The sequence below is a fragment of the Citrobacter freundii ATCC 8090 = MTCC 1658 = NBRC 12681 genome (assembly GCF_011064845.1).
GTDB classification, from domain to species: Bacteria; Pseudomonadota; Gammaproteobacteria; order Enterobacterales; family Enterobacteriaceae; genus Citrobacter; species Citrobacter freundii.
On the sequence record NZ_CP049015.1, the window covers coordinates 614412 to 634938 of the forward strand.

A 20527-nucleotide genomic window follows, 5' to 3' on the forward strand; every position below is an offset into this window, starting at 1 on the left:
TGATCCCTGGTTTCATTTTTCCAGTAAAAGATATTGCAAATGCTAATGATTTATTCATCGTTTTGTTGTTTTATTTTTTTTGCAAATTCAAGGATTTCTTTCAGATATTGCAAATGATTTGCAATATTTTTAAGTGCTAATGCTCCAAGCGATAACCCTAAAAGTAAAGCTAATCCAAATACAATTAATGTATTTGCTGTGCCGGAATTAAAGAGCCCTTTTGATATAGTATCACCCAATTTGTCTAACCCACCAAAACCTTGAATTGCTGAATATGCCAATCCAATTATTGATAAGACGGCAGTTTTTTCTCCAAAAAAATCATTTATCCTTGATTTCACTCTTTGTATCTTTATGTTTAACCAATCTATTGAATAGTTTAATTCAGTCAACGAGTAAGGCATCAGTTTTTGTATATTTTGTTCATCATTGTCAATTTCACAGATTAGATCATTGAAAATTTCTTTTTTGAAGTTGAGCATGAACTTCACACCTGGAATTATAGGTGTAAACAAATAAACTATACCGGCAACAGAATTGAGGGCATACAGAACGAGTGCTGGTAAAAGAAATGGCTCTTTAGGAAGGTCACAAATCTTATAGATAACTGCCATTATCACCATTAAAACAAGAGAAATGAGAGATGTGAGATGTGAGAAATGAATATACTTGAATCTTTCTAAGTAAGTTACTTTTTTTATTTATCTGATTATAGGGAGCATAAGAGTTCATTTTGCTTATGGTTTTGATGATTTGATTTACTCTATACATTATTTATGGTCATTGATTACAGTATGTATAAATCTTACACTACCAAGGTTGAATAACTAATATAGTTTGTTCGATTATCACCAATCGGGACTGATGGTATCAATGATGGTATCATGCCCAATTTTTAAGGTTTAATCTCTTAAGATCATAAGGATAGTTGCGATGTTCGAGTCCGGCCTTCGCACTCATTCCCTGAACACCTCCTTCCTGTGCCATTCCACAAACCCTTCTTTTGGATAATTCTCGTGCATTATCGGCAGAGCAATCTCCTTCCCGACAAAATCCCAGAACAGTCTGCCCACTATGCCGCTGCCATTTACTGCGGGAGATACCTGAACTCGCATATTCTCATCCAGGCCAATCGAACCTTTATCAAAGGCTTTATGGTGGATTGCGCACAGCGCCAGGCCGTTTGAAATCTCGCACGGACCGCCGTGCTGTTTCCATTTGATATGGGCGGCTTCCAGGGCGACCGAGGTGCTGTCGTGGCGCATATTGAAGCCACAAATAGCGCATTCATAGTTATAGGCACGCAGAACCTGCTGGCGGAACAATGGGTCCCGCTGTTTGCGGATTTGCAGGATATCAAATCCCAGTTCATCCGCGATCTCTTCCTGGATGCTTTCGGTGAAGTGCGCCTCGAGGATTTGCTGGGCCAGGGTGTTGATGAGGCTCTTGCTCTTTTTCAGCAGGGCAAAATGCTGTTCATCAAAACCTCCGGCAACGTTGTGCGTTACCAGTTCCCCGGCAGGGGGCTGTTTGCTGCTACCGGATGTTGAACAATGCTCGGCGTTTTGTAGCTCCCAGAACCCATCTCCCTGTAAGCGCCAGAAAGGCATATCCGGGCGGTACTGCGCGCGCTGGGGTCCAAATCGCTCCAGCAGACTATGCAACGGGTCGCGAACTTCCGAACCGTAGTCAAACAGGCGACCGTGGCCCTGCTGATAACCCGCCAGCACATGAAGCAGAAGCAGAGGCTTGTGCGGCGCACGCTGCTCGCCTTTACGCCAGATGGTGATGTCGGCAATTGCCTGTTGTAGGGTTTTACTGGAAGTCATTGATTTCATTATCGGGTAAATAATTGCGATGATGCTCGCAAAATATCACCTGATCAAGAGGAGTGAGGCCGATACACTATCGACGTCACTTTATCGCTTGCCGTTATTTCAGAAAGTCTTTGGTTAAAGGAACCTGCCCGATGAATGAACTACCTGACACGCTGCCGCGCGAGTACATCATCAAGGCCATTCACGCCTATGACTCGGGCTTCTCACATCGTTTCAAAGAGGCACGGCTTTACGAGCTGGAATTTCAGGGGCGTCGCTATCCGTCAAAAGCCATTGCCGGAATTGCGGCGACGCTTTTGACGGGTAAAGCGTTTACCCCTCAGGATTTCTCCGGCGGTATCAGTTCGAAATGCGTCAGATTATTGACTGAGCAAGGTTTTCATATTGTTCAGGATAAAAAGCGCGCTGCGGCGGTGAGCGACACGATCTTTCCTGAAGAACTCGAAGCGCAAACTGAATATATAGAAGGGGCAGCGACTCAGGTGACCGTGAATCGCTATGAGCGCGACCGCAACGCCCGACAGGCAGCGCTTCGCCATCACGGTTGTCAGTGCAAAGTCTGTGGCATCGATATGTCAAAGGTCTACGGTAAGATTGCCGAAGGGTTTATCCATGTTCATCACCTGGTACCCTTATCGGCAATTAAAGAAGACTACCGCCTTGATCCCATCAATGACCTGATCCCCGTGTGTCCAAATTGTCATGCTATGCTGCACCGGCGCATACCGCCATATACCCCAGAAGAACTGAAAAATATGCTGTGCTAAACGCTCAAGAAAGGCGCCCGCAGGCGCCTCAATTACAATCACACACTCACCCCTTCAACGCTTTCCCCGCAATTACCCCGATAAACTCCAGCACCTGCTTTTGCTTACGCGCGGAGAGCTTTTCCACGGCGCGCAGGGATTTCATCAGTTCTGACTCTTCGGGTTCGGCGGCGCGGGCAGTTAATACGATGCAGCCTTGCATTACGCGCACATCAACGCTGGTGCCGGTGTCGAATCCGGCGGCTTTCAGCCACTGGCCCTTCATCACAATGGACGGAAACCGGACGTACTTCACCGGAATACGGCTGTAATCAGGATAACGGCTCGCATAACCCACCTTCAGACGACGGTTATCTGCGGCGTGGACTTCTGGATCAAACGAAACTGCAATACAATGCGTATCAGTCATGGCTGCTATTCTCTATTAATAGTTGCTGTGATTAGCGATGCGGAGGTGTTGGCGCACCTTCGCATCGCGCTAATAAAACCCCTGTAAATTACGCCAGTATCCTGGGGGAAGTCCAGATGTAAATAAGATGAAATAAGCGCGAATTGCACGCTTTCGGAATAAATAGAAAACCCACTCATCACAATAGATTCGGTATTATTCATCGTATTTATTCATTACCTTTCACACGCCTGAATATCCCCACGTTCCAGAAAACAACGCCTGTCGGCATCTGGCCAAAAATGCGATCTGACTCACTGAAGCAAATAGCAAACTCTGAAACAACACCGTTTTGTACACTTTGCTTTACACTTTTAGTGATGTGAATCACAAATATCACTCTGTGAAGTGATCCGACTCTCACAAAATGAGGTGTACTCATTCACCAATACATTATGCGCCCAGCCTGGAAAGTTATGTTTTCAGTATTTCCACTCTCCGCAGACACACTACGACGAATGGCAAATCGAAAAGCAAAAAAAAACTTGTTGAATATTAACGGGTAAAAAAATGACGTGTGATTTGCATCACCCACATTTACAGCTTTTTAAATTATTGCCAGTGATTAATGTTGACCGGGCTATTTCCATAATCAATCAAATCTTGCATAGTGCCTCCACATTATTTCTCCCCCTGACTCAGGAGGCGAATAGTTATATTTCATCAGGATTTGTTGATGAACCAGGTATGATTTACTTCACATTAATACGTACATGACCACTGTTACTGGAGAAACAAAATGAATTATCCGGCAGAACCCTTCCGTATTAAAAGCGTTGAAACTGTATCTATGATCCCGCGTGATGAACGCCTCAAGAAAATGCAGGAAGCGGGTTACAATACTTTCCTGTTAAATTCGAAAGATATTTATATTGACCTGCTGACAGACAGTGGCACTAACGCAATGAGCGACAAGCAGTGGGCCGGAATGATGATGGGTGATGAAGCGTACGCGGGCAGCGAAAACTTCTATCATCTGGAAAGAACCGTGCAGGAACTGTTTGGCTTTAAACATATTGTTCCGACTCACCAGGGGCGTGGCGCAGAAAACCTGTTATCGCAGCTGGCTATTAAACCTGGGCAATATGTTGCCGGGAATATGTATTTCACTACCACCCGTTATCACCAGGAAAAAAATGGTGCGGTGTTTGTCGATATCGTTCGTGACGAAGCGCACGATGCCGGTCTGAATATTGCGTTTAAAGGTGATATCGATCTTAAAAAATTACAAAAGCTGATTGATGAAAAAGGCGCAGAGAATATTGCGTATATCTGCCTGGCGGTGACGGTTAACCTCGCGGGCGGCCAACCGGTCTCGATGGCTAACATGCGTGCGGTGCGTGAACTGACAGAAGCGCATGGCATTAAAGTGTTCTACGACGCTACCCGCTGCGTAGAAAACGCCTACTTTATCAAAGAGCAAGAGCAGGGCTTTGAGAACAAGAGCATCGCCGAGATCGTGCATGAGATGTTCAGCTACGCCGACGGTTGTACCATGAGTGGTAAAAAAGACTGTCTGGTGAACATCGGCGGCTTCCTGTGCATGAACGATGACGAAATGTTCTCTTCTGCCAAAGAGTTAGTCGTGGTCTACGAAGGGATGCCATCTTACGGCGGCCTGGCCGGACGTGATATGGAAGCGATGGCGATTGGCCTGCGTGAAGCCATGCAGTACGAATATATTGAGCACCGCGTGAAGCAGGTTCGCTACCTGGGCGATAAGCTGAAAGCCGCTGGCGTACCGATTGTTGAACCGGTAGGCGGTCACGCGGTATTCCTCGATGCGCGTCGCTTCTGCGAGCATCTGACGCAAGATGAGTTCCCGGCACAAAGTCTGGCTGCCAGCATCTATGTGGAAACCGGCGTGCGCAGTATGGAGCGCGGAATTATCTCTGCGGGCCGTAATAACGTGACCGGTGAACACCACAGACCGAAACTGGAAACCGTGCGTCTGACTATTCCACGTCGTGTTTATACCTACGCACATATGGATGTTGTGGCTGACGGTATTATTAAACTTTACCAGCACAAAGAAGATATTCGCGGGCTGAAGTTTATTTACGAGCCGAAGCAGTTGCGTTTCTTTACTGCACGCTTTGATTACATCTAAAAAATAGTTATGGCCCCATCACGTGATGGGGCTTTTTTGTATTCCTTTTCCATGAACAGGAAACCTTTGCGGTGCCCGTTACCGTGACATAACTAAAAAAAAGTAAACCCTGACTCCGACATTTTTATTATCCGCATGATGTACAAATGACAGCTGTAATTATAACGAATAGTCTACAGGAACATTTATCATGGATATTAATGCCATTGAGCGACAGAGTAGTACCCCCGGACTGATTAGCGGAACCATGTTGGTTATCGCGACCGTAGTGGGTGGCGGGATGTTCTCCCTGCCGATTGCGATGGCCGGCGTATGGTTCCCCGGTGCGTCTGTTATTCTTCTGTTTATCGCCATCATGATGTTATTAACCGGTCTGATGCTGGTCGAAGTTAACCTGCATTATGGCGCTGGTGCCAGTTTTAATACCTTTACTCAGGATTTATTAGGCAGGAAGTGGAATATCGTGGTTGGTATCGCTTTCGGCTTTGTGCTGTATATTCTGACCTATGCCTATATCTCCGGTTCGTCGGCGGTGATGGCGCAAACCGTGTTCAAATACAGCGGTGTGCGCTTTCCGGCGAATATCTCGGTGGTGATCGTCAGTATGCTGGTCGGTGCGATTGCCTGGTACAGCTCCCTGCTGGTTGGACGCATCACTACCGTGCTGATTATCGGTAAGTTTGTGGCGTTCTTTGCCACGTTCTCCGGGCTGATTGGCCATATCGAAGTGGCAAAACTCATCGACAGCGTGGCGGTGGCGTTGCCCAATTCGCAGTATCTGCCGTACATCCTGATGACGCTGCCGTTCTGTATTATCTCGTTTGGTTTTCACGGTAACGTGCCGAGCCTGGTTAAACTGTATGGCACAAGCGGAGTCTCGAATATTACGCGTTCGATTATCATCGGTACGCTGTTTGCTCTGCTGCTGTATATTTTCTGGCTGGGCGTGACGATGGGTAACATCAGCCGTTCCTCATTCCCGCCGATTATCGCCAAAGGCGGCAATATCGATGTGTTTGTCGAGGCCATCAGCGGGCTGTTCACCAGCCGGTATATGGATCTGATCCTCACCTTTTTCGGCAACTTCGCGGTAGCCAGTTCCCTGCTGGCGGCGACGCTTGGCCTGTTCGATTACATCGCCGACCTGTTTCACTTCCCGGACGACGGCATGGGCCGCCTGAAAACCGCGCTGGTGACCTACTTCCCGCCAGCCGCCGTGTGCTTCTTCTTCCCGAACGGTTTTGTGCACGCGATTGGTTACGCCGGTCTGGCCTTTACCATCTGGAGTGTGATCCTGCCGCCGTTCCTGGTGAAAGCCGCGCGGAAACGTTTCCCAACCGCCAGCTATACCGCGCCCTGTAATAACACCGTGCTTAACCTGGTGATTGTCTGCGGAGCGGTTGTCTATCTGACGGTTGTTCTGGACGTATTTGGTCTGCTGCCAACGTTTCGTTAGACGGAGTCAAAATGAAAAACGTGTTGTCTGTTCAGTCGTCGGTTGTTTATGGCTATGCCGGAAATAAAGCCGCTGTGTTGCCGATGCAGCTCTCGGGGATCGATGTCTGGCCGTTTTACACCGTACAGTTTTCCAACCACACCCAATATGGGATGTGGCAGGGCATGGCGATGCCGCACGGCGAGCTGAGCGCGATCATCAGCGGGTTGGATGACCTGCAAAAGCTGGCGCAATGCGATGCCGTATTGTCTGGGTATCTTGGAGATAAACGCCATTGTGAAGAGGTGAAGCACGCGGTCACCACCATTCGTCAGCGTAATCCGCAGGCGCTCTATTTTTGCGATCCGGTAATGGGCGACCCGCAAAAAGGCTGCATTGTCGCGCAGGGAGTGGAGTCATTTTTTGTCGATGACGCCATTCAGCTGGCCGACATGATGGGACCGAATCTCTATGAGCTGGGCGTGCTGACGGGCAGACAACTGCGTAGTTTTGACGAGGTGGTGGAAGCGGCGCGGCAGCTGGTGTCGTGGGGCGTAAAGAAGGTGCTGGTGAAGCATCTCGGCGACTGTTCGCGGGACAAACAGGCGTTTGAAATGCTGCTGGTGACGCCGGAACAGACGTTACACATTGCCCGGCCGCTGTATACCTTTGCCAAAATGCCGGTGGGCGTTGGGGATCTGATTTGCAGCGTGATGCTGGCCTCACTGCTCAATGGTTATGAGGACAAGCAGGCACTGGAGCGGACCACCAGTGTTGTTGACGCGGTAATGCGGCTGACGAAAGAACATGATTCGTATGAACTGCGGCTGATTGACGCGCGCCACCAGATTATGGACCCACAGGTTCGCTATCAGGCAACGGTGATCTGACGCCGCAAGGGGGCTCTGTGTTTCTGACATTGCTGAGGTTTCAGCATCCGCTGGTCTACCGTTTTGCGTGGCTTCGTATTTGGGTTGTGATGTTAAGAGCGTGCGGACTGCGTAAGAGAAAGGGGTGAACATTTTACGCTGCTGCCGGATGCGGCTAGCGCCTTATCCGGCCTACAAATGAGCGTGAAACGCAGGCCTACAAATGAATGCGAAACGTAGGCCTGATAAGCGAAGCGCCATCAGGCATAAGTGCCCAGTATTACACGCGGAAGTAGCGTGGTGGAATCAACGCGGAAAAGGCGTCGAACTTCTTCACCATCTTTTTCCAGAACAACATAACAACAATCCTCGATTTGAAACATCGGCGCTATTTTAGTCAGCGCCGACAAATCGTAAAGTCTGTCGCCTCGTTCCGTTCCCGGGGAGGTGTAAACCTTTTTGGTCACCGCGTCGTCAAATACGGTTGCCGCAAATTTGACGGGGTTGACAATGGCTTACGCCATAAACCAGTAATAAAAGAGGCCAACCTTTAAGCCGAGGATCACGATATAGGCGCAGCAGTATTTCATGGTGCCAGACATGATCTGGTTGGCCTGACCGTCCATTTTTGTGGCGGATACCGCGATGGCGATGCTTTGCGGCGAAATCATTTTCCCGCCCGTTGCGCCAGAAGTGTTGGCCGCCGCCAGCCAGTTGGGATCGATATGCAGTTTGCTGGCGGCAATGGTTTGCAGTTTTCCGAACAAAATGTTCGAGTTGGTATCGCTGCCGGTAACGAACGTGCCCAGCGCGCCAATCACCGGGGCGAGGAAGACGTACGAGCTGCCGGTCAGATCGACAATTGATTGTGCCAGCGTGGAGATAATCCCGCTGAGATCCATCACCGTGGCCAGCGCGACAATCGCCATAATTGCGACGATAGAGTTTTTAAGCTGGAAAATCGTTTTGATAAATACTTCCAGCATCCCGCGTGCGGACGCTCCCTGAATAAAACCACCGATAATGGTCGCAAAGATGATCAGCATCCCTGGCGTGGTCACCCATTCAACTTTCAACGCCATCGTTTTGCCGTCAGCCAACGTGAAATGTAGCACCGAGGCCAGTTGTGAGGCTGCGCCTTTTATCGTCGGGAACAGCGGCGAACACATCAGGATAAACACAAAAATAAACAGATAAATAGAGCCAACTCGGAACAACACTTTTGCCGAGCGCGGCGTGGTTTCGCGGGTATGGCTGACTTCAATTCGCCACTCGGGATCGGTTTTCCCTTTGCGCAGACGGCTAACCATCGCCACGGCAAACAGGCTGACCAGGCTACCGGCAAAGGCGGGTAATTCAGCACCGAGATGAATAGCGACAAAATACTGCGGAACCAGTGTGGTAATACCGCAAATCAACGTGATCAGAAATACGCCGCGAATGGCTTTCAGGCCGCCGCCAATAATGCAGACAATCACAAACGGCAGCAGGATATTAAACAGCGCGAGCTGCAGAATAATGGTTCCGCCTAAGGTATAAACCGGCAGGTTAACCTGTTCCGCCAGAATAGAAACCGGGATCCCGACCGCGCCGAATGCAGTGGGAACGGTATTTGCCACCAGAGAGGCAATCGCCGCCTTCAGCGGATTGAAACCCAGTGCGATAAGAATACCGATCGGAATGGCGACCGCTGTACCATAACCCGCCGCGGCTTCAAGAAATCCACCAAAGCACCATGAAATCAGCAGCACCTGAATACGCTTATCTTCGCTTATACTGGCGAGAATATCGCGCAGAATATCCAGCGCTTTGGTCGCCTGCATGACGTTATAACTGAAGATAGCGCCGAGGATCACGATCACAATCGGCCATAATCCCTTCAGCGCGCCATAGCCTATCGCGGCTTTTAGATTTTGTACGGGCATTTCCCAGAATATTGCCGATAGTGCAGCGGTGAATACCAAAGAGATCAGTACTGAATAATGGATGGGCATTTTCAATTTCAATATTAAAAATACCATCAGTAGTAACGGAGAGAGTGCCAGGGCAAACATAAAATATTCGTTCATTGCTATTCCCAATTGGTTCATTAAACCTGATTTATATTTATGGTGGGGAGGCTACATTGCTGTTCTAATAAAGTATGCAAACTGAATCGCTTCAGTGAATAAAGTAATTATGATTTATAGTTTTGTAACTATTGTAATCTTTTAATTAAAATCCAATGCCAGGTAAATATACTTAAGTGCCGATTAAATACCTATAAGTAGTTATTTAATAAACTTTTTAATAATGGTAGTGACAACAGTGGTAATCACCTGAAACTGTTTTCTAAGGTGTTAATAACGCTGTGGTTTCCAATATAAAAATGTGAGCGAGGCCGAAATAAATAAACCAGGGTATTGCATGTGCGAGTCGATTAGGGGATTATTTGGTTTTGTCATACAAATGAAAATACAGACATTTGCGATTGTCCTGATATAAGAAGAGGAGAGTCGTCATCAAAGGAAAACGATCAGAGCATCACCATGAACCCAGGTATTGGTAAAACCAGCAAACAGAAAAACTGGGCATGAAATACGAATGAACATTTGTTTGATATCGCGATATCAAGCGCAATAAACAGAAATGAAGCAATGGAGTAGTTATTGTGAATGTAAATTTCTTTGTTACCTGTATTGGTGACGCACTGAAATCACGGATGGCACGAGACTCCGTATTGCTGCTGGAAAAACTGGGTTGTCGCGTTAATTTCCCCGAGAAGCAAGGGTGTTGCGGTCAGCCAGCCATCAACAGCGGTTACATCAAAGAGGCGATCCCCGGGATGAAAAACCTGATCGCCGCCCTGGAAGACAACGACGATCCGATTATCTCCCCGGCAGGCTCCTGCACCTACGCGGTAAAAAGCTACCCGACGTATCTGGCGGATGAGCCTGAATGGGCGCTGCGCGCCGAGAAGGTTGCCGGACGTATGCAGGATCTCACCTCTTTTATCGTCAACAAACTGGGTGTGGTGGACGTGGGTGCCAGCCTGCAGGGCCGCGCTGTGTATCACCCTTCCTGTAGCCTGACCCGCAAACTGGGGGTGAAGGAAGAGCCGCTCACGCTGCTGAAAAACGTGCGCGGACTGGAGCTGTTGACGTTTGCCGATCAGGACACCTGCTGCGGCTTTGGCGGGACGTTCTCGGTCAAGATGGCCGAGATCTCCGGCGAGATGGTGAAAGAGAAAGTTTTACATCTGATGGATGCGAAGCCGGAGTTTTTGATCGGCGCTGACTTCAGCTGCCTGTTGAACATTGGCGGCCGACTGCAACGCGAAGGCCAGCCGGTCAAAGTGATGCATATTGCTGAAGTGCTGATGAGCCGCTGAGGGGAAAGAGATGTCGATAAAAACCAGCGATGTAGAATTTAAACTGCGCATTCGTCAGCAGATCGAAGATCCGATCATGCGCAAAGCCGTGGCCAACGCGCAGGAGCGTATTGGTGCGAATCGGCAGAAAATGGTTGATGAGCTAGGCCACTGGGAAGACTGGCGTGATCGTGCCAGCCAGATCCGCGATCACGTTCTGAGCAACCTCGATGCTTACCTGTATCAACTCTCCGAGAAAGTGACGGAAAACGGCGGGCACGTCTATTTCGCCAAAACCAAAGAAGACGCCACCCGCTACATTTTGCAGGTTGCGCAGAGTAAAAATGCGAAGAAGGTGGTGAAGTCCAAGTCGATGGTGACCGAAGAGATCGGTGTCAACCATGTGCTGCAGGATGCCGGAATTCAGGTGATCGAAACCGATCTCGGCGAATATATCCTGCAGTTGGATCAGGATCCGCCTTCGCATGTCGTGGTCCCGGCTATTCATAAAGATCGCTACCAGATCCGCCGCGTGCTGAACGAACGTCTGGGCTACGACGGCCCGGAAACCCCGGAAGCCATGACCTTGTTCATTCGCCAAAAGATCCGCGAGGATTTCCTCAGTGCCGAAATCGGTATTACCGGCTGTAACTTTGCCGTGGCGGAAACCGGCTCTGTTTGCCTGGTGACCAACGAAGGCAACGCGCGCATGTGTACCACGCTGCCGAAAACGCACATTGCGGTGATGGGCATGGAGCGTATCGCGCCGACCTTTGCCGAGGTGGATGTGCTGATCACCATGCTGGCGCGCAGCGCTGTGGGCGCACGTCTGACGGGCTACAACACCTGGCTGACCGGCCCACGCGAGGCGGATAACGTCGACGGCCCGGAAGAGTTCCATCTGGTGATTGTCGATAACGGCCGCTCGCAGGTGCTGGGCTCAGAGTTTCGCGATGTGCTGCGCTGCATCCGCTGCGGGGCTTGTATGAACACCTGCCCGGCGTACCGCCACATTGGCGGACACGGTTATGGTTCTATCTATCCCGGCCCTATCGGCGCGGTGATCTCTCCGCTGCTCGGCGGCTATAAAGATTTTAAAGATCTGCCATACGCCTGTTCATTATGCACGGCCTGTGACAGCGTTTGTCCGGTTAAGATTCCGCTGTCAAAACTGATCCTGCGTCATCGCCGGGTGATGGCCGAGGAGGGCATAACGCCGAAAGCCGAGCGACGGGCGATCAAAATGTTCGCCTACGCCAATAGCCATCCGGGGCTGTGGAAAGTCGGGATGATGGCGGGCGCACATGCGGCGAGCTGGTTTATCAATGGTGGCAAAACGCCGCTCAAGGTTGGCGCGATTGGTGACTGGATGGAGGCGCGCGATCTGCCTGATGCCGACGGCGAGAGCTTCCGTAGCTGGTTTAAGAAACATCAGGCGCAGGAGAAAAAGAATGGATAACCGTACCGCGTTTTTAAATACCATCGCCCAGGCGCTGGGTCGCCCGCTGCGCTTCGAACCGCAAGCGGATGTCGCGCCGGTTAACAACTATGCTAACGAGCGCCTGACCGAACTTAGCCCGCAGCAGCGCTGCGATGCGTTTGTCCAGTTTGCCAGTGAAGTGATGCTGGCTCGCTGTGAGCTGACTCGCGAAGATCAGGCCGCAGACGCGGCGCTCCGTCTGTGCGAAGAATTGGGTCAGCAGCCGGTGGTGCTGAGCGGCGACAGCCGGCTGGCGGCACTGGGCATTACCGAACGCTTGCAACAGGAATGCAACGCCGTGGTCTGGGATCCGGCGCGTGGCAGTGAAAATATTACCCAGGCCGAAAAGGCGAAAGTGGGCGTGGTGTATGCCGAGTATGGCCTGACCGAGTCCGGCGGCGTGGTGCTGTTTTCCGCGCCGGAGCGCGGGCGTTCCCTGAGCCTGTTGCCGGAATCCTCAATTTTCGTGCTGCGTAAAAGCACTATCCTGCCGCGCGTGGCGCAACTGGCAGAAAAACTGCATCAGAAGGCGCAGGCCGGTGAGCGTATGCCATCGTGCATTAACATCATTAGTGGGCCCAGCTCGACGGCGGATATTGAGCTTATCAAGGTGGTTGGAGTGCATGGCCCGGTGAAGGCGGTGTATCTGATTATTGAGGATTGTTGAGGCAGGATGGATAACCGCTCTGGCGCTGCGGACCAGAGCGGTATCGACGTTATGCAATCATGCTGATGATCAATACGATAATCAGGCCAACCACGGAGTTCACCAGCTCCAGCAGACCCCAGGTTTTCAGCGTATCCTTCACCGACAGGTCAAAGTAGCCTTTGAACAGCCAGAACGAGGCATCGTTGATATGGGTCAGGGTGTTGGAGCCCGCCGCCGTTGCCAGTACCAGTAACGCCGGATCGACGCCCACCAGTTGACCGGTTGCCGGGTCGAGAATGGCGGCGCTAATAATCCCTGCAGCCGTCATGGCGGAGACCACGCCCTGACCGGTTGCCAGACGAATCAGCACGGTTATCAACCACGCCATGATGTACGGAGAGATATTGCCGTGTGACATCAGCATGCCGATGGTATCGCCAATGCCGGTATCAATAATGGTCTGCTTCAGTACACCGCCCGCGCCGATGATCAGGATCACCATGGCGATGCTTTTCACCGCGTTTTCAAAGGCATTCATCACCCACTGCATGTCGTGACCACGCGCGGTACCAAACAGCACGAAGGCGACAACCATAGCGATAAACATTGCAATCGGTGAAGAGCCTAAGAAGTTGACCACTTCCCACGCCTGCGTCCCTTTCACCAGCCAGATGTTGGCTATGGTGGTGGAGATCATGATGATCGCCGGGATCAGCGGCACCAGGATAGAAACACCGAAGGATGGCAGGTTATTCTGGTCAACCGGTACGTCGGCCTTCATGAATGACGGCGTTGGGCGATCGAGGTTGCCGAGGAACTTCGGCAGGATAAGCCCGGCGCAGATCACGCTCGGAATGGTCACCAGAATACCGTAGATGTAGACCATGCCCATGTCCGCGCCGTAGGCGTTAACCAGCGCCACCGGACCCGGCTGTGGTGGGAACAGCGAGTGGGCGGTGGTGGCGGCGGCAACGGCAGGAATCGCCAGCTTGAGGAACGGGATCTTCGCTTCTGCTGCAATGACGATCACCAGCGGCGCCAGCATAATAAATGCCACTTCATAGAACATCGCCAGGCCGAAGATCAGACCAATAATGATTACCGACAGCTGCACATAGCGCAGGCCGAGGCGCGCCAGCAGCGTATGGGCAATCTGATGCGCCGCCCCGGAATCAACCATCAGCTTACCGATGACCGCCCCGAATACCACGATAATCGCCAGTTCACCCAGCGTGCTGCCAAAGCCGGATTTCATGGTGTGCAGCAGCTCCATTAAATCCATACCCGCCAGCATACCGACCGAGAGCGCCGCCAGCAGCAGGGCGACCATCGAGTTTATTTTGAATCTTAGATTGAGCACCAGCATCAGACCGATGCCGAATACGACCCACAGAATATTGAGAACGTGCATATAACGTCTACCTTTATTGGTTGAACTATTATGATTTTGGTTGAGATGTTACATATATTGGTTAACCATTGATGCGATGAATGTCACATTGCGTTACATGTTTACATTATTACTGAGCAACAGGGCCGTAAAATGGCGATCTCAATAGAATAAATCGTGATTTGGTTAACCAATTTTAAGCTTCAGGTTGACATGTCATACCAAAAGGAGGAATTTATGTGCCATATCGTCGAGTCCATAACGTAACGAGGAATAAAACATGGAACAGACATGGCGCTGGTATGGTCCTAACGATCCGGTCACCTTAGCGGATGTACGTCAGGCGGGTGCCACAGGCGTTGTCACCGCCTTACACCATATCCCGAACGGGGAAGTGTGGACGGTTGATGAGATCCTAAAACGCAAAGCCATTATTGAGCAGGCGGGCCTGGTCTGGTCGGTCGTCGAAAGCGTGCCGATCCACGAAGACATTAAAACCCGTTCCGGCAACTATCTGCAGTGGATCGCCAACTACCAGCAAAGCCTGCGTAACCTGGCTCAGTGCGGTATTCGTACCGTGTGCTACAACTTCATGCCGGTTCTCGACTGGACCCGTACCGACCTGGAATACGTTCTGCCGGACGGCTCCAAAGCGCTGCGTTTTGACCAGATTGAGTTTGCCGCCTTTGAGCTGCATATCCTCCAGCGTCCGGGCGCGGAAGCGGACTACACCGCCGAAGAGATTGCTCAGGCAAATGAACGCTTCGCCACCATGAGCGATGAAGACAAAGCGCGTCTGACCCGCAACATCATCGCCGGTCTGCCGGGTGCGGAAGAGGGCTACACGCTTGACCAGTTTCGCCAGCATCTGGCGCGCTATAAAGATATCGACAAAGCCGCGCTGCGTGAGAATTTTGCCGTCTTCCTGAAGGCGATTATTCCGGTGGCGGAAGAAGCAGGCGTACGCATGGCGGTACACCCGGACGATCCGCCGCGCCCGATCCTTGGCCTGCCGCGCATTGTTTCCACCGTGGAAGATATGCAGTGGATGGTCGATACGGTCAACAGTATGGCGAACGGTTTCACCATGTGCACCGGCTCCTACGGCGTGCGGGCGGACAACGATCTGGTCGACATGATCAAACAGTTTGGTCCACGCATTTACTTCACCCATCTGCGCTCCACGCTGCGTGAAGATAACCCGAAAACCTTCCATGAGGCGGCGCATCTTAATGGCGATGTCGACATGTACGAGGTGGTGAAAGCGATCGTTGAAGAAGAACAACGCCGTAAAGCCGAGGGTAAAGAGGATCTGATCCCGATGCGTCCGGACCATGGCCACCAGATGCTGGACGATCTGAAAAAGAAAACCAACCCAGGCTACTCCGCGATTGGTCGCCTGAAAGGGCTGGCGGAAGTGCGCGGCGTTGAGATGGCTATCCAGCGCGCTTTCTTTAGCCGCTAAAGCGAGTTGCCGGCCACCTGTCTGGCCGGCTTTTTCTTTTCTCATCCGTTGGCCTTTCAACGGGTTCTGGAGTTCACGATGACAACGACAATTGCCAATAGCGACCTGCCGGTTGCGCGCCCTGCATGGGACCGCTCGCGCCTGCAATCCCGCATTGTTCACCTGGGATGTGGCGCTTTTCACCGCGCACATCAGGCGCTGTACACCCATCATTTGCTGGAAACCACTGACAGCGACTGGGGGATCTGTGAAGTTAACCTGATGCCGGGTAACGACTGCGTACTGATTGAAAATCTGCGCAAGCAGCAACTGCTGTATACCGTGGCGGAAAAAGGCGCGGACAACACCGTGCTGAAAGTGATCGGGTCAATGAAAGAAGCGCTGCACCCGGATCTTGACGGCTGTGACGGTATTTTACAGGCGATGGCGCGCCCGCAGACGGCAATTGTTTCGCTGACGGTCACCGAAAAAGGCTACTGCACCGATGCGGCCAGCGGTCAGTTAGATCTCAATAACCCGCTGATTAAACACGATCTGGCGAATCCGACCGCGCCGAAATCGGCGATTGGTTACATCGTACAAGCGCTGTACCTGCGCCGTGAGCAGGGGCTGGCGGCTTTTACCGTGATGTCCTGCGATAACGTGCGTGAAAATGGGCATGTGGCGAAAGTCGCAGTACTGGGGCTGGCGCAGGCGCGCGACCCGCAGCTGGCGCAGTGGATTGAAGCTAATGCGACTTTCCCGTGCACTATGGTCGACCGCATTGTTCCGGCGGCGACGCCGGAAACGTTGCAGGAGATTGCCGACCAGTTGGGCGTTTACGATCCGTGTGCTATCGCCTGTGAGCCGTTCCGTCAGTGGGTAATTGAAGACAATTTTGTCAACGGTCGTCCTGACTGGGACAAGGTTGGCGCACAGTTCGTGGCCGACGTGGTGCCGTTTGAAATGATGAAACTGCGCATGCTCAACGGCAGCCACTCTTTCCTCGCATATCTGGGCTATCTCGGCGGCTATGAAACCATCGCCGATACCATGACCAATCCGGCGTACCGCAAAGCTGCGTTTGCGCTGATGATGCAGGAGCAGGCGCCGACGCTCTCGATGCCGGAAGGCACCGATCTCAACGCCTACGCGACACTGCTGATCGAGCGTTTCAGCAACCCGTCTCTGCGCCACCGTACCTGGCAGATTGCGATGGACGGCAGCCAGAAACTGCCGCAGCGCCTGCTGGATCCGGTGCGTCTGCACCTGCAAAATGCCAGCGGCTGGCGTCACCTGGCGCTGGGCGTGGCGGGCTGGATGCGTTACACCCACGGTGTGGATGAGCAAGGGCAGGCCATTGATGTTGTCGACCCTATGCTGGCTGAATTCCAGCACATTAACCAACAGTACCAGGGCGCCGAGCGCGTGACGGCGCTGCTGGGGCTGTCTGGCATTTTTGGTCATGACCTGGCGGAAAACGCTGGCTTTGTGGAGACCATTATCGCGACGTATCAACAGCTATGTGAACACGGCGCACGTGAGTGCGTTGCGGCATTAAGCGCTGACGCATAACCTCCGAACTATGACGGGTCAATCAAAATATTGGTTTGGTTGACCCGTTTTCTGTTTTTGCCCTCCCGCAAATGCTATAGTTCGATACCTATTCCCCGTATCTGATTACACGCATCTGACGGACATAACACGATGAAATCGAACACTTCTCAGCAAAGACCCTACCAGGAAGTGGGTGCCATGATCCGCGATCTGATTGTCCAGACGCCGTACCAGCCCGGTGAACGCTTGCCGCCAGAGCGTGAAATTGCCGAGATGCTCAATGTCACTCGCACGGTGGTTCGCGAAGCGTTAATCATGCTGGAAATTAAAGGCCTGGTGGACGTGCGCCGCGGAGCCGGGATCTACGTGCTCGACAATGCGGATGCGCAGACTATCGACAGTACGGATGCAAATCATTGCAATGATGCGGGCCCGTTTGAACTGTTGCAGGCGCGACAGCTGCTGGAAAGCAACATTGCCGAATTTGCCGCGCTGCAGGCTACCCGCGAAGATATCGTCAAAATGCGCCAGGCGTTGCAACTGGAAGAGCGGGAGCTGGCTTCCAGCGAGCCGAACGGTTCTGAAAGCGGCGACATGCAGTTCCATCTCGCCATAGCTGAAGCCACGCATAACAGCATGCTGGTGGAGCTGTTTCGCCAGTCATGGCAGTGGCGTGAGAACAACCCGATGTGGATCCAGCTCCATAGCCACCTCGACGATACCCACTACCGGAAAGAGTGGATGGGCGACCATAAACAGATCCTGGCTGCATTAATCAAAAAAGATGCCCGCGCGGCCAAGCTGGCCATGTGGCAGCATCTGGAAAACGTCAAACAGCGTCTGCTGGAGTTTTCAAATGTCGATGACATTGATTTTGATGGTTATCTGTTTGATTCCTGGCCGCTGGATAAAGTTAACGCCTGATTTCCCTTCCTCTCATACGCGGGCTATTGCGGCCCGCACCGCGTTTTCCGCATTCTCATTCATTGCCCGGCAGGGCCGCTTTTCACGTTCTGAAAGTCACGTAAAAAATTGTTTCCATCGCCTCGGATGAACATTTTTTCGTCCCCTTTGTGCGGTGTAAATTGATTTAAATCAATTAAAAACAACTTATTTTCGCATGCGAAAAAATGTGTTATTTACCTTATTTTTACCTTTCCGTGCTTATTTTTAGACAAAACGGGTCTGGGTCAAGTGAGAATCAACGCGATCTCTGCAGTAATCAGGATAAGGTTTACCGGCATAACTACACATAAAAACAAGCGGTTCGCGTAAATGTAGACATTAATAACGATGCGTAACTTATTGGTCATAATGATGTTTTGAGTTGTGATATGTCTAATGTAAATTCCTCATGTTTTTTTAATCAAATGAATAAAAGACAATATGCGTAAAGTTAACATTACACATTATTCCATAATCAAGTTATCTTTCATTTGAAATATCGTTCCATTTTTCTGCTTTTTATTAACAGTTTCATTACTATTATGCCTGTATTTTGCCGTTGACATGTTTTTACACTAACTGCATATTTCATCGCCATAAGCGTGTTATTACGTTCAGGAGTTGAAAATGCCATCTCGAGACTATCCCGATATTCGAAAACCCAGAGGGACCCGATCAAAAGATATGGTTCTTTTAAGTGCCCGTGTCGATACCTCTTTGTGGGAATATGTGCGAACGCTGGCATTTGAAACCCGTAAAAGTAAACAAGATATTATTGCTGAAGCATTAATGTTGCATCGCTCAGTTAATGAGAGTGAAAGTCTCGAGTAATTATCGCTGTCCGGTTTTGATTGAAAATCCAAAAATGAATTATGTCTTGCCACTTCATTATTACCTTCATTGGTATTTTTTTGGTGTGTTATTGGTATTGCCCCTTAATCCATAGCTGTAATGGCATTAGGGGTAACCTCCGTTCATGCAGCGGAAATTTATAATAAAGATGGCAACAAGCTGGATCTCTACGGCAAAGTAAAAGCAGCCCATTCCTGGACTGATGGTACTAATGCTGATGAAACCTACGCACGTCTGGGTTTTCGCGGTGAGACGCAAATCAACGATCAACTGACCGGTTACGGGCAATTTGAAAGTCAGTTTGATGCCGCTAAAGCAGAAGGTTCGCAGAATGGCGTTAATACACGTCTGGCGTTTGCTGGCCTGGATTATGGTCATGACGTCAGTTTTGACTATGGTCGCAACTATGGTATCGCTTACGATGTGGGAGCTTATACTGATACTCTCTCAGAGTTCGGCGGTGACTCCTTTGAAAATACTGACCGCTTCCTTACTACACGCACTTCTGGCGTTGCAACACTTCGCACCAAAAATCTGTTCGGTGCCGTTGATGGTCTGAATGTTGGCGCGCAATATCAGGGTCAGGACGATACCAATAAGGATCCGACGAAACAACACGGCAATGGCCACGGCTTCTCCCTGGGTTATGACAACATTGCGGATTCTGGCATATCTGCAATTGCGGCCTATACCAACAGTTCTGTGACTGCTCAGCAGAAACAAAAAGGTTGGAATGGCGAAAACGCAGAGTTCTGGGGCGCGGGTCTGAAATATGATGCTAATGCTATCTATGTAGCGACTATGTACGGAGAGTCCCACAACCTGATTCAGGATGCGGACAAAGCTGAGCACTTTGAAGCGATGGCTGCGTATGTGTTTGATTTTGGTCTGCGTCCGAACGTGGCTTACGTCCACGCGCGTGATAACAACAATAATGACCTGATCGAATACGTCGCGCTGGGTACAGACTACTACTTCAACAAAAACATCGTGGCTGATGTAGGTTACAAAATTAACCTGCTCGATGGTAAAGACAGCGATAACCAGGTTGCTGCGGGTCTGACCTATCAGTTCTAACTTTTTGTTCTGGTATGAAAAAGGCGTCCTGGTTAAGACGCCTTTTTTTATATCTGCCGGCGTTTAAACCGGCTGACTCTCTTCCTGCTGTACACCGCTAAACAGCCATTGCCAGAGGCCCATTGCCATAAAAATGTTGTTGATAACAGGAAGATAATAAACAATCCCAGTGCGCCAAACCAGCCAAAGTCTTTATAATCCTTTAGCGTGCCAATTAAACCCGCCAAAATAATCAACCCCAGTAATATTTTTTTAAACCACGACATGTATTTTCCCGAAGATAGTGTTGATGTTGAATTAACATGTCCATTTTTACG

At 50.6% G+C, this 20527-nt stretch carries 18 protein-coding genes; 12 read left to right on the forward strand and 6 right to left on the reverse strand.

The window, feature by feature from the left end; translation table 11 throughout:
* Window positions 1-50 precede the first annotated feature (50 nt).
* Together G4551_RS03040 and G4551_RS03045 are read right to left on the reverse strand one after the other, a co-directional pair.
* The gene (locus G4551_RS03040) at window positions 51-614 is read right to left on the reverse strand and encodes a hypothetical protein (RefSeq protein ID WP_003837143.1); all 564 of its coding nucleotides are present in this window, start codon (window positions 612-614) and stop codon (window positions 51-53) included.
* A 342-nt stretch (window positions 615-956) separates the two neighbouring features.
* A complete protein-coding gene (locus G4551_RS03045) occupies window positions 957-1829 on the reverse strand; it encodes a phosphorothioated DNA-binding restriction endonuclease (RefSeq protein WP_003837145.1) in 873 nt (290 codons plus the stop codon).
* Window positions 1830-1969: 140 nt separating this feature from the next.
* Here G4551_RS03045 and G4551_RS03050 point away from each other — a divergent pair, with 140 nt between their 5' ends.
* Window positions 1970-2605: an HNH endonuclease gene (locus G4551_RS03050; RefSeq protein ID WP_003837147.1), complete on the forward strand. Its 636-nt coding sequence runs from the start codon at window positions 1970-1972 to the stop codon at window positions 2603-2605.
* A 46-nt stretch (window positions 2606-2651) separates the two neighbouring features.
* On the opposite strand, the gene symE is transcribed toward G4551_RS03050, so the two are convergent.
* The gene (gene symE, locus G4551_RS03055) at window positions 2652-3014 is read right to left on the reverse strand and encodes an endoribonuclease SymE (protein ID WP_003837149.1); all 363 of its coding nucleotides are present in this window, start codon (window positions 3012-3014) and stop codon (window positions 2652-2654) included.
* A gap of 778 nt (window positions 3015-3792) precedes the next feature.
* On the opposite strand from symE, the gene G4551_RS03060 reads away from it, so the two are divergent.
* The 3 genes from G4551_RS03060 (at window position 3793) to pdxY (ending at window position 7488) form a co-directional block, all read left to right on the forward strand.
* A complete protein-coding gene (locus G4551_RS03060) occupies window positions 3793-5163 on the forward strand; it encodes a tyrosine phenol-lyase (protein ID WP_003837154.1) in 1371 nt (456 codons plus the stop codon).
* Between the two features lie 190 nt (window positions 5164-5353).
* A complete protein-coding gene (locus G4551_RS03065) occupies window positions 5354-6619 on the forward strand; it encodes an aromatic amino acid transporter (RefSeq protein WP_003837156.1) in 1266 nt (421 codons plus the stop codon).
* Window positions 6620-6630: 11 nt separating this feature from the next.
* Window positions 6631-7488, forward strand: coding sequence for a pyridoxal kinase PdxY (gene pdxY, locus G4551_RS03070; protein WP_003837157.1), 858 nt, complete (start codon window positions 6631-6633; stop codon window positions 7486-7488).
* 494 nt (window positions 7489-7982) lie between these two features.
* Here the strand turns inward: pdxY and G4551_RS03075 are convergent, their stop codons facing one another.
* Window positions 7983-9536 (reverse strand): L-lactate permease, encoded by a 1554-nt coding sequence (locus G4551_RS03075; RefSeq protein ID WP_003837161.1) that lies wholly within the window; start codon window positions 9534-9536, stop codon window positions 7983-7985.
* Window positions 9537-10117: 581 nt separating this feature from the next.
* On the opposite strand from G4551_RS03075, the gene G4551_RS03080 reads away from it, so the two are divergent.
* Genes G4551_RS03080 through G4551_RS03090 form a run of 3 tightly spaced genes read left to right on the forward strand, consistent with a single transcriptional unit; the run spans window position 10118 to window position 12963 of the window.
* Window positions 10118-10837 carry a (Fe-S)-binding protein gene (locus tag G4551_RS03080; RefSeq protein WP_003837164.1) on the forward strand — a complete coding sequence of 240 codons (720 nt, stop codon included), beginning with the start codon at window positions 10118-10120 and terminating at the stop codon, window positions 10835-10837.
* Between the two features lie 10 nt (window positions 10838-10847).
* Entirely contained in the window at window positions 10848-12275 is a 1428-nt protein-coding gene (locus G4551_RS03085) for a LutB/LldF family L-lactate oxidation iron-sulfur protein (RefSeq protein WP_003033254.1), read from the forward strand.
* Window positions 12268-12963 carry a LutC/YkgG family protein gene (locus tag G4551_RS03090; RefSeq protein ID WP_003837166.1) on the forward strand — a complete coding sequence of 232 codons (696 nt, stop codon included), beginning with the start codon at window positions 12268-12270 and terminating at the stop codon, window positions 12961-12963. The genes G4551_RS03085 and G4551_RS03090 overlap by 8 nt, the downstream gene beginning before the upstream one ends.
* Window positions 12964-13012: 49 nt before the next feature.
* On the opposite strand, the gene gntP is transcribed toward G4551_RS03090, so the two are convergent.
* The gene (gntP, locus tag G4551_RS03095) at window positions 13013-14356 is read right to left on the reverse strand and encodes a gluconate permease GntP (RefSeq protein ID WP_003033260.1); all 1344 of its coding nucleotides are present in this window, start codon (window positions 14354-14356) and stop codon (window positions 13013-13015) included.
* A 259-nt stretch (window positions 14357-14615) separates the two neighbouring features.
* Here gntP and uxuA point away from each other — a divergent pair, with 259 nt between their 5' ends.
* The 5 genes from uxuA to G4551_RS03120 all read left to right on the forward strand — a co-directional run bounded on the left by uxuA (window position 14616) and on the right by G4551_RS03120 (window position 20210).
* Window positions 14616-15800 (forward strand): mannonate dehydratase, encoded by a 1185-nt coding sequence (gene uxuA / locus G4551_RS03100; RefSeq protein ID WP_003837169.1) that lies wholly within the window; start codon window positions 14616-14618, stop codon window positions 15798-15800.
* Between the two features lie 78 nt (window positions 15801-15878).
* Window positions 15879-17354 carry a fructuronate reductase gene (locus G4551_RS03105; protein ID WP_003837172.1) on the forward strand — a complete coding sequence of 492 codons (1476 nt, stop codon included), beginning with the start codon at window positions 15879-15881 and terminating at the stop codon, window positions 17352-17354.
* A 132-nt stretch (window positions 17355-17486) separates the two neighbouring features.
* Entirely contained in the window at window positions 17487-18260 is a 774-nt protein-coding gene (gene uxuR / locus G4551_RS03110) for a Uxu operon transcriptional regulator (RefSeq protein ID WP_003033268.1), read from the forward strand.
* Between the two features lie 648 nt (window positions 18261-18908).
* Window positions 18909-19112: a hypothetical protein gene (locus tag G4551_RS03115; RefSeq protein ID WP_008322159.1), complete on the forward strand. Its 204-nt coding sequence runs from the start codon at window positions 18909-18911 to the stop codon at window positions 19110-19112.
* Between the two features lie 120 nt (window positions 19113-19232).
* Window positions 19233-20210: a porin gene (locus G4551_RS03120; RefSeq protein ID WP_003837174.1), complete on the forward strand. Its 978-nt coding sequence runs from the start codon at window positions 19233-19235 to the stop codon at window positions 20208-20210.
* Window positions 20211-20257: 47 nt separating this feature from the next.
* Here the strand turns inward: G4551_RS03120 and G4551_RS03125 are convergent, their stop codons facing one another.
* Window positions 20258-20476, reverse strand: coding sequence for a hypothetical protein (locus G4551_RS03125; protein WP_003837176.1), 219 nt, complete (start codon window positions 20474-20476; stop codon window positions 20258-20260).
* Window positions 20477-20527: the final 51 nt, after the last annotated feature.

Bases quoted from the DNA above. Each gene is read 5' to 3' on its own strand.
- G4551_RS03040 (WP_003837143.1), bottom strand. From the start codon at position 614: ATGGCAGTTATCTATAAGATTTGTGACCTTCCTAAAGAGCCATTTCTT.
- G4551_RS03045 (WP_003837145.1), bottom strand. From the start codon at position 1,829: ATGACTTCCAGTAAAACCCTACAACAGGCAATTGCCGACATCACCATC.
- G4551_RS03050 (WP_003837147.1), top strand. From the start codon at position 1,970: ATGAATGAACTACCTGACACGCTGCCGCGCGAGTACATCATCAAGGCC.
- symE (WP_003837149.1), bottom strand. From the start codon at position 3,014: ATGACTGATACGCATTGTATTGCAGTTTCGTTTGATCCAGAAGTCCAC.
- G4551_RS03060 (WP_003837154.1), top strand. From the start codon at position 3,793: ATGAATTATCCGGCAGAACCCTTCCGTATTAAAAGCGTTGAAACTGTA.
- G4551_RS03065 (WP_003837156.1), top strand. From the start codon at position 5,354: ATGGATATTAATGCCATTGAGCGACAGAGTAGTACCCCCGGACTGATT.
- pdxY (WP_003837157.1), top strand. From the start codon at position 6,631: ATGAAAAACGTGTTGTCTGTTCAGTCGTCGGTTGTTTATGGCTATGCC.
- G4551_RS03075 (WP_003837161.1), bottom strand. From the start codon at position 9,536: ATGAACGAATATTTTATGTTTGCCCTGGCACTCTCTCCGTTACTACTG.
- G4551_RS03085 (WP_003033254.1), top strand. From the start codon at position 10,848: ATGTCGATAAAAACCAGCGATGTAGAATTTAAACTGCGCATTCGTCAG.
- G4551_RS03090 (WP_003837166.1), top strand. From the start codon at position 12,268: ATGGATAACCGTACCGCGTTTTTAAATACCATCGCCCAGGCGCTGGGT.
- gntP (WP_003033260.1), bottom strand. From the start codon at position 14,356: ATGCACGTTCTCAATATTCTGTGGGTCGTATTCGGCATCGGTCTGATG.
- uxuA (WP_003837169.1), top strand. From the start codon at position 14,616: ATGGAACAGACATGGCGCTGGTATGGTCCTAACGATCCGGTCACCTTA.
- G4551_RS03105 (WP_003837172.1), top strand. From the start codon at position 15,879: ATGACAACGACAATTGCCAATAGCGACCTGCCGGTTGCGCGCCCTGCA.
- uxuR (WP_003033268.1), top strand. From the start codon at position 17,487: ATGAAATCGAACACTTCTCAGCAAAGACCCTACCAGGAAGTGGGTGCC.
- G4551_RS03115 (WP_008322159.1), top strand. From the start codon at position 18,909: ATGCCATCTCGAGACTATCCCGATATTCGAAAACCCAGAGGGACCCGA.
- G4551_RS03120 (WP_003837174.1), top strand. From the start codon at position 19,233: ATGGCATTAGGGGTAACCTCCGTTCATGCAGCGGAAATTTATAATAAA.
- G4551_RS03125 (WP_003837176.1), bottom strand. From the start codon at position 20,476: ATGTCGTGGTTTAAAAAAATATTACTGGGGTTGATTATTTTGGCGGGT.